Source organism: Polynucleobacter sp. HIN11 (genome assembly GCF_030297675.1).
Classification (GTDB): domain Bacteria; phylum Pseudomonadota; class Gammaproteobacteria; order Burkholderiales; family Burkholderiaceae; genus Polynucleobacter.
This window is the reverse complement of record NZ_AP028142.1, coordinates 1,633,515-1,647,983: the sequence shown is the minus strand read 5'-3', so window position 1 is coordinate 1,647,983 and position 14,469 is coordinate 1,633,515. Positions and strand designations below refer to the sequence as shown.

Annotated in this window: 11 protein-coding genes; all 11 read left to right on the top strand. The window is 47.0% G+C overall.

Annotated features, from left to right (window positions below; genetic code table 11):
• The first annotated feature begins 87 nt into the window (after positions 1-87).
• From QUE60_RS08290 to QUE60_RS08240, 11 genes are read left to right on the top strand one after another with little or no spacing between them, the layout of a single operon-like run.
• Positions 88-3,924, top strand: coding sequence for a DUF3683 domain-containing protein (locus QUE60_RS08290; RefSeq protein ID WP_286226722.1), 3,837 nt, complete (start codon positions 88-90; stop codon positions 3,922-3,924).
• A complete protein-coding gene (locus tag QUE60_RS08285) occupies positions 3,924-4,307 on the top strand; it encodes a gamma-butyrobetaine hydroxylase family protein (RefSeq protein ID WP_286223570.1) in 384 nt (127 codons plus the stop codon). The genes QUE60_RS08290 and QUE60_RS08285 overlap by 1 nt, the downstream gene beginning before the upstream one ends.
• Positions 4,308-4,309: 2 nt before the next feature.
• Complete coding sequence (gene ubiE, locus QUE60_RS08280) at positions 4,310-5,053, top strand: bifunctional demethylmenaquinone methyltransferase/2-methoxy-6-polyprenyl-1,4-benzoquinol methylase UbiE (RefSeq protein WP_286226721.1); 744 nt, start codon at positions 4,310-4,312, stop codon at positions 5,051-5,053.
• A 50-nt stretch (positions 5,054-5,103) separates the two neighbouring features.
• Positions 5,104-6,033, top strand: coding sequence for a Tim44 domain-containing protein (locus QUE60_RS08275; protein WP_286223568.1), 930 nt, complete (start codon positions 5,104-5,106; stop codon positions 6,031-6,033).
• Positions 6,034-6,085: 52 nt separating this feature from the next.
• A complete protein-coding gene (locus QUE60_RS08270) occupies positions 6,086-6,697 on the top strand; it encodes a ubiquinone biosynthesis accessory factor UbiJ (protein WP_286223567.1) in 612 nt (203 codons plus the stop codon).
• Between the two features lie 2 nt (positions 6,698-6,699).
• Positions 6,700-8,283 (top strand): ubiquinone biosynthesis regulatory protein kinase UbiB, encoded by a 1,584-nt coding sequence (ubiB, locus tag QUE60_RS08265; protein ID WP_286223566.1) that lies wholly within the window; start codon positions 6,700-6,702, stop codon positions 8,281-8,283.
• Positions 8,284-8,342: 59 nt separating this feature from the next.
• The gene (locus QUE60_RS08260) at positions 8,343-8,987 is read left to right on the top strand and encodes a DUF502 domain-containing protein (protein WP_286223565.1); all 645 of its coding nucleotides are present in this window, start codon (positions 8,343-8,345) and stop codon (positions 8,985-8,987) included.
• An 8-nt stretch (positions 8,988-8,995) separates the two neighbouring features.
• Positions 8,996-10,795 (top strand): aspartate--tRNA ligase, encoded by a 1,800-nt coding sequence (gene aspS / locus QUE60_RS08255; protein ID WP_286226720.1) that lies wholly within the window; start codon positions 8,996-8,998, stop codon positions 10,793-10,795.
• A gap of 1 nt (position 10,796) precedes the next feature.
• On the top strand, positions 10,797-11,255 hold the full coding sequence (gene nudB / locus QUE60_RS08250; protein WP_286223563.1) for a dihydroneopterin triphosphate diphosphatase: 459 nt from the start codon (positions 10,797-10,799) through the stop codon (positions 11,253-11,255).
• Complete coding sequence (locus QUE60_RS08245) at positions 11,252-13,102, top strand: ABCB family ABC transporter ATP-binding protein/permease (protein WP_286223562.1); 1,851 nt, start codon at positions 11,252-11,254, stop codon at positions 13,100-13,102. The genes nudB and QUE60_RS08245 overlap by 4 nt, the downstream gene beginning before the upstream one ends.
• Before the next feature lie 15 nt (positions 13,103-13,117).
• On the top strand, positions 13,118-14,467 hold the full coding sequence (locus tag QUE60_RS08240; RefSeq protein WP_286226718.1) for a glycerate kinase type-2 family protein: 1,350 nt from the start codon (positions 13,118-13,120) through the stop codon (positions 14,465-14,467).
• The last annotated feature ends 2 nt before the right edge of the window (positions 14,468-14,469 follow it).

Genomic DNA, 14,469 nt, shown 5'->3' with positions numbered 1-14,469 from the left:
CTTAAATTAATTCAATATTGTGCCAAATCGATTGGTAACGGGAATGATCAAGCTCATCTAAAATAGAGCTTTAATCGATTGGCCACTATGAACGCACCTATCTCCTTAGATAGTTTGTCTGAGATCGATACGCAATCCCATCGTCTTCGTGAGATTCCGTATAACTACACCTCATTTTCTGATCGAGAGATCGTCATTCGTCTTTTAGGGGCGAAGGCTTGGGAAATTTTGGAGCAGTTGCGTGGTGTGCGACGCACGGGCCGCTCTGCCAGGATGCTGTTTGAGGTGCTGGGCGATATTTGGGTCGTCGAGCGTAATCCCTATTTACAAGATGATTTATTAGATAACCCCAAACGACGCGAGGCACTCATTCAGGCCCTATGGCATCGTTTGGGTGAGGTTGAAAAACGGATCTCTGGAGATTTTGCTGAACAGGTCAACGATTTGCTGTCAGCCGCTCGCACTGCAGTGGAATCCTTTGCGAATAACTTTCAAACCGTATCGCAATTGCGCAAGCAGGCCAAGAGGATATTTAGCAAATTTACACATGTTGACAATATCGCATTTGACGGAATGTCACGCGTTGCGCACGTTACCGATGCAACCGATTGGCGAATCGAGTATCCATTTGTTGTTCTCAAGCCAGATACCGAAGCAGAAATTCCAAACTTGGTCAGAGCTTGTATTGAGTTAGGGCTGACCATTGTTCCGCGCGGAGGTGGTACGGGTTATACCGGTGGCGCCATTCCAATGGTGGCAATGTCGGCAGTGATTAATACAGAAAAGTTAATTGATCTTGGAGCGGTCGTACATTCTGTATTGCCTGGCCTAAGTGCTCCGGTGCCTACGATTTTCTCTGGGGCGGGCGTGGTGACCCGTCGTGTAGCAGATGCCGCAGAAAAACAAGGACTCGTTTTTGCTGTCGATCCAACCTCAGCGGATGCCAGCTGTATTGGCGGAAATATCGCTATGAACGCAGGTGGTAAGAAAGCAGTCTTATGGGGAACCGCTTTGGATAATCTGGCTAGTTGGCGCATGGTGGATCCCGATGGAAATTGGCTCGATATTGAGCGGCTCGACCATAACCTTGGCAAGATTCATGATCAAGGCGTTGCTCGGTTTCGTTTGATCTGGTCGGATGGCAAGGCGGCACCTCAAGCCAAGGTTTTACGTTCCGAGGTTTTAGAAATCGAGGGCGCTAAATTTAGGAAAGCAGGTTTAGGTAAAGATGTGACGGATAAATTTTTATCCGGCTTACCGGGTATTCAAAAAGAAGGTTGCGATGGTCTGATTACGAGTGCCACCTGGATTTTGCATCGTATGCCAAAGCATATGCGTACCGTTTGTTTGGAGTTTTTTGGCCAGGCACGTGAAGCCATTCCAAGCATTGTTGAGATCAAAGCGTATTTGGATGATTTAAGTAAAAAAGGTGGACCCCTATTGGCGGGACTCGAGCACCTCGATGACCGCTATTTAAAAGCGGTGGGGTACTCCACAAAATCCAAACGCAACGGTTTGCCCAAAATGGTACTCATCGGTGATATCGCTGGAGAGGATGAGGAGGCCGTTGCTGCTGCGACTAGCGAAGTGGTGCGTATGGCCAATCGGCGTGTAGGCGAAGGCTTTGTGGCAGTAAGTGCCGAAGCGCGTAAGAAGTTTTGGTTGGATCGAGCGAGAACGGCGGCGATTGCAAAGCATACTAATGCATTCAAGATTAATGAGGATGTGGTGATTCCGCTCGAGCGAATGGGCGAGTACACCGATGGAATCGATCAAATTAACATCGAGCTATCGCTTAAAAATAAAATTCAGTTACTTGATGCCCTCGAGCAATATATCAATCAAGCAACACTTCCGATTCGTGCAAATGACGAGATTGAGGATATTTCACGAGCAGAAATGGTGGGCGATCGCGTCATTCAGGCCCAGACACTACTGCGTGAAGTAAGGTCTCGCTGGGCAGAGTGGTTAGAGAAAATAGATCAGTTTTTCCCACAGTTGCAAGATGGTACCCTGCGCGCTTCATGGAAAAACGAATTGCTTGCCCCACTGCAAGTCATCTTTGGTGGCTCCACCTTTGATTTGGTATTAAAAGAAATTAAATCAATTCATCAGAAGATATTACGCAAACGCGTATTTGTTGCCTTACATATGCATGCTGGAGACGGCAATGTTCACACCAATATTCCGGTGAACTCGGACGATTATGAGATGTTGCAAGATGCCCACCGTGCAGTTGATCGCATTATGGTTTTGGCACGCTCCTTGGACGGCGTGATTTCGGGTGAGCATGGCATTGGTATTACAAAATTAGAGTACCTCACGGACGAGGAACTCAAAGAATTTCGTTCTTATAAAAATCGAGTGGATCCAAACAACCACTTTAATAAAGGCAAGCTGATGCCAAATGCCAATCTACAAATGGCATATACCCCAAGCTTTGGACTCATGGGTCACGAATCGATCATCATGCAACAAAGCGATATCGGAGCGATTGCTGACAGCGTAAAAGATTGTTTGCGGTGTGGAAAGTGCAAGCCAGTCTGTGCAACTCATGTGCCTCGAGCAAATTTGTTGTATAGCCCCAGAGACAAAATTCTTGCCACTTCATTATTGATCGAAGCATTTTTGTATGAAGAGCAAACCCGCCGCGGGGTATCGATTCGGCATTGGGAAATGTTTGACGATGTTGCTGCGCACTGCACAGTTTGTCATAAGTGCTATACGCCATGCCCAGTCAAAATCGATTTTGGTGATGTCACCATGAATATGCGCAATTTATTACGTAAGATGGGGCAGCGCCGCTTTAATCCAGGTACTAGCGCATCGATGTTATTCCTCAATGCAACTAATCCCGAAACCATCCGAATGAGTCGTAAGGTGATGATTGAATGGGGTTATGGCTTGCAGCGCTTTGCCCATCAATTATTCAAAAAATGGGCCGTTCAGCAAACACAATCACCACCTGCGACAGTTGGTAAGCCTGCTTTGAAAGAGCAGGTGATTTATTTTGTGAATAAGAAGATGCCCGGCAATTTACCCAAAAAGACTGCCCGCGCACTTTTGGATATTGAAAACGCAGACTATGTCCCGATTATTCGTAATCCTTTGGAGACGAGTGTTGATACGGAAGCGGTTTTCTATTTCCCAGGATGCGGTTCGGAGCGACTATTTTCACAAGTGGGATTGGCGACTCAGGCAATGCTTTGGCACGTTGGTGTGCAAACCGTACTACCCCCTGGGTATTTGTGCTGCGGTTATCCGCAAAAGGGAAACGGCGACTTTGATAAAGCCGAGAAAATGATTACGGATAATCGAGTGCTATTTCATCGGGTGGCTAATACCTTGAACTATCTCGATATCAAAACAGTCGTGGTCTCCTGTGGTACCTGTTACGATCAACTGGCAGGCTATCAGTTTGATCAAATCTTCCCAGGTTGTCGAATTATTGATATTCATGAGTACCTGCTCGAGAAAGGGCTAAGACTTGAGGGTGTTGAGGGAGTTCGCTATATGTATCACGATCCATGCCACACCCCCATGAAGCTTCAGGACCCTTTGAAGACAGTCAATGAGCTGATTACACTTGAGGATGGCACGGCAATTGTGAAGAACGAGCGTTGCTGTGGTGAGTCCGGTACGCTAGCAATTACTCGGCCAGATATTTCAACTCAAGTGCGTTATCGCAAGCAAATTGAAATGGAAAAGGGTGCGACCGAACTAAGGAAAGACTTTGCTGGTGAAGTTAAAGTATTAACCAGTTGCCCATCGTGCTTACAAGGCTTATCGCGTTTTGATGGCGATAGCGAGACCAAGGCGGATTACATTGTGGTTGAAATGGCCAAGCATTTATTGGGTGACAATTGGCTTGAAAGCTATATAACTAAGGCCAACCAAGGCGGAATTGAAAGGGTATTAGTGTAATGATTCCAAGCAATTTAATCGTGCATGAAAACTCAAAGGTTCTCGAGCTTCAATACGAGAATGGAAAGAGCTATCGTTTACCTTTTGAGTTTTTGCGTGTTTACTCACCATCAGCCGAGGTACGTGGTCATGGACCAGGGCAGGAGGTCTTACAAACGGGTAAGCGAGACGTTGGCATCGTAAACATTGAGCCAGTTGGTCATTACGCAATTAAGCCAACTTTTTCAGATGGTCATGACTCGGGTCTTTATTCATGGGACTATTTGTATGAGTTATGTGAAAACCAAGAGTCTTTGTGGAAAGATTACCTTGAGCGCTGCAAAATCGCCGGTATTGATCGCGATGCTGCGATGGTGACTAAATCCCATGGTTGTGGGCACTAAATATGTCAAAGACCCATTTTGGATATCAAAGTATTGATGAGTCTCAAAAGGCCGAGAAAGTTGCCGAGGTCTTCCATTCGGTAGCTTCGAAATACGACATCATGAACGATCTGATGTCGGCCGGTTTGCATCGCCTCTGGAAAAAATTTACCTTAGCCCAAGCGAATGTTAAGCCCGGCGACCGGGTGCTTGATATTGCTGGTGGGACTGGCGACCTTGCCTACTCTTTTGCGCAATCTGCGCAATGGGGCATTCATCCTGAGGCTGAGGTGTGGTTAAGCGATATCAATGCATCCATGCTATCGGTAGGTCGAGATCGACTTTTGGATCGCGGTCTTGCAATTCCATGCATTCAGTTTGATGCAGAACAGATCCCCTTCCCAAATCACCATTTTGATGTAGTGAGCGTTGCATTTGGTCTGCGGAATATGACGCATAAAGAGCATGCCTTGTCGGAGATGGCTAGGGTGATTCGACCTGGGGGTAAGGTTTTGGTTTTGGAGTTTTCCAAGCCAGACCCACTCATAGCCCCAATTTACGACCTATATTCCTTTAAGGTGCTGCCATGGCTTGGGGACAAGGTTGCGAAGGATGCCGCTAGTTATCAATACTTGGCAGAATCAATCCGCATGCATCCAGATGCCCAAACCCTCAAAGCCATGATGGAGAGCGTTGGGTTTGATGAGGTCCATACCCATAGGATGACTGGGGGTATCGTCGCCTTGCATATTGGTATTAAATACTAGATATTCACTGTAAAGTAATACTTACAGATCGTAGATGGGAGACTGATTCAATGAAAAGTACTTATTTAAAAGCCGGTGTTTTTGCACTGTCCTTTGCTTTTTTATCGGTTGGGCATGTCGCTGTTGTTGACGCAAAGCGTTTGGGCGGTGGGTCGAACATCGGTCGCTCAGCCAACGCGCCTAAGCAAAAACAAGCACAACCTCCGGCCCAGCAAAAACCAGCACAGCAAGCGCAGCAACCTGCTGCGGCACCTGCTCAAGCTGCTGCGCCAGCCGCTGCAGCTAAGCGTTCGGGCTTAGGTGGAATGTTAGGCGGTCTTGCAGCAGGTCTTGGAATTGCTTACTTGCTTTCGCATTTTGGTTTAGGTGAGGCCGCTGCTTCATTTTTGACAGGACTCTTATTGGCCGTCTTAGTTGGTTTTGTATTGTTATTCGTGTTGCGCCGCTTTATGCCAGCCAGCGCTAAAAATATGCCAAGCCCAGTGCCTGCCTCTAATGGAATGCAACGAACCGCGAGGCAAGAGCCTGCCTTTACGCCTAGTCATCCAGTGAATGCTGGATTTGGATCGCCAAGCCCAATACTTGATGAGGCTCCTGCTTATCAACTGCCTGAAGGCTTTGATCAAATCGCATTTTTGGCCAATGCAAAACACTACTTCACACGTTTGCAAAAGGCTTGGGATGCTGGCGATCTTGAGGCATTGCGCGAATTTACAACCCCCGAAATGTTTGCCAGCTTGCAACGTGATCTGCAGGGCCGTGCTGAAGGTGTAAATCATACCGATGTAGTCACGCTAAACGCTGAACTCTTGGGTGTTGAGACCGATGCGAATACCTACCTGTGCAGCGTTGAGTTCACTGGCATGATTCGGGAACAGGCAGATGGACCCGCTGAACCATTTAGGGAGGTTTGGAATTTATCGAAGCCCGTCAATGGTCCTGGAGGCTGGGTTCTAGCTGGTATTCAGCAATTGGTTTAAGCTTTAACTTTTCCCCGATTGGAAAACCCGCCTTGTGCGGGTTTTTTACACTATGAACCTGCGTTTTGATTTCCCAAAAACGGCTTTGGTGCGCGCCATTAATCATGTCCTTGAGCGTGAGCAGTGGGCTTTGCGTGATTTAAGTAATCATCAAGGGCAGGTAATCGAGTTAATTTTGCCAATCGGGTCAATGCAATGGCAAATTCAGGACGACTCGTTTATTGCTCTTTTATCTGAAGTGCATCCGCATCCTAATTTGGTTTTAGAAGTTGATGCCAACAGCTTTTCAGCGCTTAGCGCCCCGCAGGGAACCATCAAAGACCGGGCGATGAGAGCCGTCAAAATAACGGGCGATGCCCAATTGGCTCAATTGATTGCTAAGCTTTCAAATCAATTGCGTTGGGAGTACGAGGAAGATTTAGCCAGAATTATCGGTGATGCACCCGCACACTATATTAGTACGCAAGCCAAACGCTTTGCTAAAGCGACAGAGAAAGCAATCCTTGATTTACAAGGGAATATGGTCGAGTACCTAAGTGAGGAAAAAAAAGTCTTATTGCATCAACGCGATTTTGTTTCTCATAAAATGGAGATCCAGGCAGTTCGTGATGCGGTTGAGCGCCTTGAAAAACGAATTTCCTTTTTACAAAAAAGTCGGGATTAACTGTGAGTCGTATTGTTCGCCTAAGCATTATTTTCTATACGGCTTGGCGCTTTAATTTATTTGGGCTGATTCGCGATAATTTGAGACCCGGTGTGCGCCGGTTCTTTCTTGGACTCATTGCATCAACCTCCCCAAGTCAGTTACCTCGTGGCGAGCGAATTCGCTTAGCACTTGAGGCGCTTGGCCCAATTTTTGTTAAATTTGGTCAGGTCCTATCGACCCGTAGGGATTTATTGCCCGATGATGTTTCTAATGAACTAGCGAAGCTTCAAGATCGTGTCCCGCCTTTTTCTAATGAGCAATCCAAGGCGATTATTGAAAAAGCATTAGGCCACCCGATCGAAGTGATTTTCTCATCGTTTGATGCAACGCCAGTGGCGAGTGCATCGGTCGCGCAGGTTCATTTTGGAGTCTTGCGAGGTAACGAGACGCATCCCGAGTGGGCTAATAAAGAGATCGCCATCAAAGTATTGCGCCCTGGTATTTTGCCGGTGATTGAGAGCGACTTGGCTTTAATGCATGACTTGGCACGCATTGTCGAGAAAGTTTCAGAAGATGGTCGACGACTCAAGCCACGAGAGGTGGTCGCCGAATTTGATACCTATTTGCACGATGAACTTGATCTGATGCGCGAAGCGGCTAATGCTAGCCAATTGCGCCGCAATTTTGCAGACTCCGACAAACTCATGATTCCTGAAATGATTTGGGATTTATGCCATACCAATGTGATTGTGATGGAGCGGATGTATGGCGTCTCAATTGGTAAAACGCATGAGTTGCGCGCTGCAGGAGTTGATTTTAAGAAGTTGGCTATCGATGGGGTTGAGATCTTTTTTACTCAAGTTTTTGAGTATGGCTTCTTTCACGCGGACATGCACCCAGGAAATATCTTAGTCAGCTTGGACCCCAATACCTTTGGTCGATACATCTCCCTCGACTTCGGGATTGTTGGAAATTTGAGCGAGTTTGATAAGAATTATTTGGCCCAGAATTTCTTGGCATTCTTTAATCGCGACTATCGGCGTGTTGCCGAGTTACACATTGAATCAGGTTGGGTTCCAGCAAATACTCGATTAGAAGAGTTGGAGGGCGCAGTGCGCACCGTTTGCGAACCCTATTTTGATCGACCACTGAAAGATATTTCTTTGGGTATTGTGTTGATGCGACTCTTTCAAACATCACGTCGCTTTAAGGTTGAGATTCAACCCCAACTTACTTTATTGCAAAAGACCCTCTTAAATGTGGAGGGCCTGGGTCGTCAATTGGACCCTGACCTCGACCTTTGGAAAACCGCTAAACCTATTTTGGAGCGCTGGGTGAGCCAGCAGCTTGGATTGCGAGGACTCATTGATGGGCTAAAGAAAGAGGCGCCAAATTGGGCGAAGATTTTGCCTACCTTGCCACGTCTGATTGCTGAAAACCTGGAACAGGTTCACCGTAAAGAGCAGCGCCCTGAGTTGGATTTGCTGAAACAGCTGTTAATCGATGAGCGACGCAAACGTCGCCAATGGCTCGGAATCGCTTTATTCCTCAGCGGTTTCTTAGTCGGCGCTCTTTTGGTTTTGGTCCGAATCCACTCCATTTAAGGCAAATCCGCCTGAATTGGCCTTAACTCGCTAAAATAGCGGGTTAGGCACAAATTCTCATGAAAAAATACTTTATTGCTGGCATTTTGGTTTGGATTCCGATGGCGGTCACGATTTGGGTGATCACATGGGGGCTGGGTGTCATCGATCAAATTTTTGGTTGGGTAATGTCGGCCATCATTACGCTTTCGCCTGGTCAATTTTCAGGGGAATTACGGCATTTCCGTGAAATCCCGGGGCTTGGGATTCTGATCGTATTGGCAGTGATTGGATTTACGGGCTTCCTTGCAATTAATTTTGCGGGCCAATGGTGGCTCAAGCTCTGGGACCGAACCGTGACCCGTATCCCAATCGTGCGCTCCATTTATTCGAGTGTGAAGCAGGTTTCCTCCACTTTATTTTCTGGAAATAACCAAGCCTTTCGTAAAGCTCTGTTGATTCGTTATCCACATCTTGAGTCATGGGTAATCGCTTTCCAAACCGGCACCGCAGCGCCTGAAGTGAACAATAAGTTGGGCGGTGAATATGTCAATGTATTTTTGCCAACCACACCAAATCCAACCTCCGGCTTTTTTATGATTGTGCCGCGTGCCAATGTAATCGAGCTGGATATGAGCGTGCAAGAAGCGCTCAAGCATATTGTGTCGATGGGTTCGGTGGCACCTCGAATCGCTCAACCCAAGACCCTCAATCAACCTCATTAGGAATACTTATGTCGATGCGCAGTCATACCTGTGGTCAGGTTACTGATTCTTTAATTGGTCAAGAAATTACCCTCGCTGGCTGGGTTAATCGCCGGCGCGATCATGGCGGCGTCATTTTTATTGATCTGCGCGATCGAGAGGGATTTGTACAAGTGGTTTGCGACCCAGACCGTCCCGATATGTTTAAACAGGCCGAAGAGGTCCGTAACGAATACTGTATTCAAATTAAAGGCTTGGTTCGCGCAAGACCGGCTGGAACCGAGAACCCAGATTTAATCAGCGGTAAGGTTGAGGTTCTGTGCCATGACTTACATGTATTAAATGCATCGGTAACCCCACCATTTCAGCTTGATGATGACAATCTTTCTGAAACGACGCGCTTGACCCATCGGGTCTTGGATTTACGTCGTCCGCAAATGCAAAAGAATTTGCGTTTGCGTTATCAGGTTGCTATGGAAACAAGACGTTATTTAGATGCGGCCGGATTTATTGACATTGAAACGCCAATGCTTACGAAGAGCACCCCAGAGGGCGCACGTGATTATCTGGTGCCGTCACGCGTTCACGATGGTCAATTTTTTGCTTTGCCCCAATCGCCTCAATTATTCAAGCAATTATTGATGGTGGCCGGTTTTGATCGCTACTACCAAATTACAAAATGCTTTCGTGATGAAGATCTGCGTGCGGATCGCCAGCCTGAATTTACCCAAATTGATTGTGAAACCGCATTCTTAGACGAGCTTGAGATCCGTTCTCTCTTTGAAAATATGATGCGACATATTTTTAAAACCGTGATGAAGGTGGAGCTACCCAATCCATTCCCTATCATGCCGTATTCAGAGGCGATGGCGCGTTATGGTTCCGATAAACCCGATTTACGGGTTGCAATGGAATTTACTGAATTAACTGACCTGGTGCGTGATGTTGATTTCAAAGTATTTTCGGGGCCCGCCAATCAAGAGGGTGGTCGGGTTGTAGCCTTATGCGTTCCTGGCGGAGCAGAAATCAGCCGTAGCGAAATCGATGATTACACGCAATTCGTATCGATCTATGGTGCCAAGGGTTTGGCATGGATTAAGGTTAATTCAGTTGCAGAAGGGCGCAATGGATTGCAGTCGCCGATTGTAAAAAATCTACACGATGCTGCAATTGCCGGAATATTAGAGAGAACCAAAGCAAAAGATGGCGACCTGATTTTCTTTGGTGCAGATAAAACCAAGATCGTTAATGATGCGATTGGAAATCTTCGTCTGCGAATTGGTCATTCGGATTGGGGTAAGAAACAGGGACTCTTTACAGAAGGTTGGAAGCCATTATGGGTGGTTGATTTCCCAATGTTTGATTACGATGAAGATGATGCCCGTTGGGTTGCCTGTCATCATCCTTTCACTAGCCCCAAAGATGAACACCTGAAGCTATTAGAAACTGATCCCGGTAAATGCCTGGCAAAAGCCTATGACATGGTATTGAATGGTAGCGAAATCGGTGGTGGATCGGTTCGTATTCATCAAGAGGTTGTCCAAAGTCAGGTATTTCGTGCACTGAAGATTGGGCCAGACGAAGCGAAAGCAAAATTCGGTTTCTTATTGGATGCCCTGCAATACGGCGCACCTCCCCACGGAGGAATTGCGTTTGGATTGGATCGCATTGTGACCATGATGACGGGTGCAGAGTCGATTCGCGATGTGATTGCCTTCCCCAAGACTCAGCGCGCACAATGTTTATTGACGCAAGCTCCAAGTCCTGTCGATGAGCGTCAATTGCGTGAACTACATATCCGGTTACGCAATACCAATCCGGTGGGTTGATTTGAAAATCCCGATTTCGGTTTTAGTCCTTATTCACAACAGAAATCGGGAAGTCCTTCTGCTCGAGCGGGCAGATCGGCCAGGATTTTGGCAATCGGTCACTGGTAGTCTTGATTTTATTGATGAGCCACTCGAGAGCGCGGCGATTCGAGAGGTGGCCGAAGAGACCGGTATCAACATCCAAGCCCTGCCTTTGGATGCTCTTCAAAATCTTCATCATGCCGTGCAGTATGAGATTTATCCAGGTTGGCGTCATCGCTACCCCCCGGGGGTCGAGCGCAATACGGAGCACTGGTTTGCTCTGGAGGTTCCCACAAATACTACGATTCGGTTAGCGCCTCGGGAGCATTTGCAGTATGTTTGGCTGCCTTATCAAGAGGCTGCACAAAAGTGTTTTTCTCATACCAATCGAGATGCCATTTTGCAGTTTTACAACGATTCCTCTCAGTTGACACGATGAGAGGCGCTCAGAACCAGCCATCGGGTGGCATGCTGCCCATCAAGCGAGCCGCTAATCGTTCGGATTGGCAAGTCATTAAAGATCTTTTGCCATATCTGTTTGAGCATCGCTTTCGGGTTCTCTTTGCTATGTTGTGCTTAGTGGCTGCCAAATTTGCTAACTTGGGTGTCCCGATTGTTTTAAAGGACCTGATTGATGCCATGAACATCAAGCCCGGTTCTTTGCAAAGTTATTTAATCGTTCCTGCGGGCCTGATTGTGGGTTACGGCGCATTGCGCTTACTTGCATCACTGTTTTCCGAGTTACGTGAATTACTTTTTGCAAAAGTGACCCAAAGTGCTGTGCGCAAGATTGCGTTACAAGTATTTGAGCATTTGCATGCCTTGAGCTTACAGTTTCATTTAGGTCGTCAGACCGGTGGAGTGAGTCGCGATATTGAACGAGGGACGCGTGGTATTCAAACTCTGGTCTCATTCTCGCTCTACAGTATTTTGCCAACCATGATTGAATTCGCTTTGGTGTTGGCATATTTCGCTTATAACTACGATATTTGGTTTGCAATTATTACCTTTGTTGCATTAGTCATCTATATTTTTTATACGATCAAAGTAACCGAATGGCGCACTCATTATCGGCGAACGATGAATGAAATGGATTCAAAAGCCAATCAACGCGCGATTGATTCCTTGATTAACTTTGAGACTGTTAAGTATTTTGGAAATGAGCATTTTGAAGCGCGTCGCTACGACGAAAATCTTAAGCATTATCAGTCTGCTGCAATCCTCTCACAACAATCTTTAGCGATTCTGAATCTAGGTCAGCAGGCAATTATTGCAGTCGGCTTGGTTTTAATTCTATGGCGAGCCACTCAGGGCGTGGTCGATGGATCGATGACCTTAGGTGATTTAGTGCTTGTGAATACGCTCATGATTCAGTTATACATCCCCTTAAATTTCTTGGGGGTGATTTATCGTGAAATGAAGCAGTCGATCACCGATATGGATCACATGTTCACGCTTTTGAATGAAGACCAAGAAATCAAAGATTCCAAAAATGCCAAGCCTTTGCTTATTCGGGATTTTGCTAAGGGCCCCGAGGTTCGGTTTGAGCATGTCTACTTTTCGTATAACGAGAAGCGTGAGATTTTGAAGGATTTGAGTTTTACGATTCCAGCCGGGACGATTACCGCGGTAGTTGGGCAAAGTGGGGCTGGCAAAAGTACCTTAGCGAGATTACTCTTTCGCTTTTACGATGTGCAATCTGGTGCGATCCTATTGGATGGCCAAAATATTCAAGATGTGGAGCAAGCTAGTCTACGCAAAGTGATTGGCATTGTTCCTCAAGACACCGTCTTGTTCAATGACACGATTGCCTACAACATTGCCTATGGAAGCCCGCAGGCAAGTCGTGAGGCGATTGTAGAGGCAGCGCGTGCCGCACAGATGAGCCAGTTTATTGAACATCTGCCAGAGGGGTACGACACCCCTGTGGGCGAACGCGGTCTCAAGCTTTCTGGTGGTGAGAAGCAACGGGTTGCGATTGCACGCACCCTCTTAAAGAAGCCTGCCCTATTAATTTTTGATGAAGCTACTTCGGCGCTTGATTCAAAGACCGAGCGCGCCTTTCAGGAAGAATTGTTCAATTTGGCAAAAAATCGGACCACCTTAATCATTGCCCATCGATTGTCAACGGTAGTACATGCCGACCAAATCTTAGTCATGGAGCACGGGCAAATCATCGAACGCGGTACGCATTATGAGCTTTTAGAGTCCAATGGCCGCTATGCTTCCATGTGGCAGTTACAAGAAAACGCACCGATTGACCCTGATCAAGCCATTGATAATTAGGCTTAAAATGGGCAAATGCAAACCTCACAGCCCTCCTCAAGTCGTCAGCTGCATTTAGAGGGCGCGTTTGCGGCGGCACTAGCCGTTGCCGATCCTAAAAAAATCGTTCCAGAGTATCTTGCCAAAATTTTTCCAAAGGGTAAGGCTCCGCAAGGTCGATGTCTCGTGGTTGGCGCAGGTAAAGCAAGCGCTGCGATGGCAAGTGCTCTAGAGAGCTATGCCAAAAGCCATTGGCCGGATACATCAATCGATGGTTTAGTAATTACTCGTTATGGTCATGCATCGCTAACGCAACAGATCAAGATCGTTGAAGCCGGCCATCCGGTACCCGATCAGGCTGGAATGGATGGTGCTGCGGAAGTATTGCGCTTGGTCAGTACCTTACAGCCTGGGGATACCCTTATTGCGCTTGTTTCTGGTGGTGGCTCGAGTTTATTAACCTTGCCGCAGCCAGGAATCACGATCGATGACATGCGTAAGACCACCGAAGCTTTACTCAATAGCGGTGCACCGATTGAAGAAATGAATATTGTCCGCAAACATTTGTCGGCCATCTTGGGCGGTAATTTGGCGCGCGCTGCTCTGTCGCGCGGTGCTCAAGTCGAGGCTTTACTCATTTCGGATGTGACTGGCGATCATCCGGCGGACATTGCAAGTGGGCCATGTGCAGCAGATTACTCAAGTTATGCTGATGCACTACAGATTTTCGCGAAATACCATTTGGATGAAGGAAGTATTCCAGGATCGGTATTGGCCCATTTGCAAAAAGGATTAGCGGGTGAGATCCCAGAAACATTAAAGCAAGCGGATATTGATCAACATCGCTATCCCCTACGTAATCATGTAATTGCAACTGCACATCGCAGTCTTGAGGCTGCAGCGCAATATTGCAAAGGTCTTGGATACACTGCCATTATTCTGGGGGATACGATTACCGGTGAAGCTAAAGACGTTGGTCTTGTACACGCAGGTATTGCTCGCGAGATAGCCTGTCATTCCAGTTGGGCGAAGCTCCCCGTGGCGCTGATTTCTGGTGGGGAGTGCACTGTTACTTTACCTCCTGGAACTCAAGGGCGCGGCGGTCGCTGCTCAGAGTTTCTGCTTTCCTTGTTTGCTGCAACCGCTGATTTAAAAACGCTATCCGCTATTGCTGCTGATACTGATGGCATTGATGGCAGTGAAAAAAATGCAGGTGCTTGGTTTACTCCTGAAGTACGGCTACAAGCACAAGAGAAAGACTTGCGCGCTAGTCGCTTTCAACAATTGCATGATTGTTACGGCTTCTTTGCTGAACTCAATGCCCTAGTTCATACAGGTCCAACCTTAACCAATGTGAATGATTTTCGGATGATTTTGATCGACTGACC

What these genes read in the sequence shown, in the direction of transcription:
- QUE60_RS08245 (WP_286223562.1), top strand. Translation starts at nt 11,252, where the DNA reads ATGAGAGGCGCTCAGAACCAGCCATCGGGTGGCATGCTGCCCATCAAG.
- ubiE (WP_286226721.1), top strand. Translation starts at nt 4,310, where the DNA reads ATGTCAAAGACCCATTTTGGATATCAAAGTATTGATGAGTCTCAAAAG.
- QUE60_RS08260 (WP_286223565.1), top strand. Translation starts at nt 8,343, where the DNA reads ATGAAAAAATACTTTATTGCTGGCATTTTGGTTTGGATTCCGATGGCG.
- QUE60_RS08240 (WP_286226718.1), top strand. Translation starts at nt 13,118, where the DNA reads ATGCAAACCTCACAGCCCTCCTCAAGTCGTCAGCTGCATTTAGAGGGC.
- QUE60_RS08285 (WP_286223570.1), top strand. Translation starts at nt 3,924, where the DNA reads ATGATTCCAAGCAATTTAATCGTGCATGAAAACTCAAAGGTTCTCGAG.
- QUE60_RS08270 (WP_286223567.1), top strand. Translation starts at nt 6,086, where the DNA reads ATGAACCTGCGTTTTGATTTCCCAAAAACGGCTTTGGTGCGCGCCATT.
- QUE60_RS08275 (WP_286223568.1), top strand. Translation starts at nt 5,104, where the DNA reads ATGAAAAGTACTTATTTAAAAGCCGGTGTTTTTGCACTGTCCTTTGCT.
- QUE60_RS08290 (WP_286226722.1), top strand. Translation starts at nt 88, where the DNA reads ATGAACGCACCTATCTCCTTAGATAGTTTGTCTGAGATCGATACGCAA.
- aspS (WP_286226720.1), top strand. Translation starts at nt 8,996, where the DNA reads ATGTCGATGCGCAGTCATACCTGTGGTCAGGTTACTGATTCTTTAATT.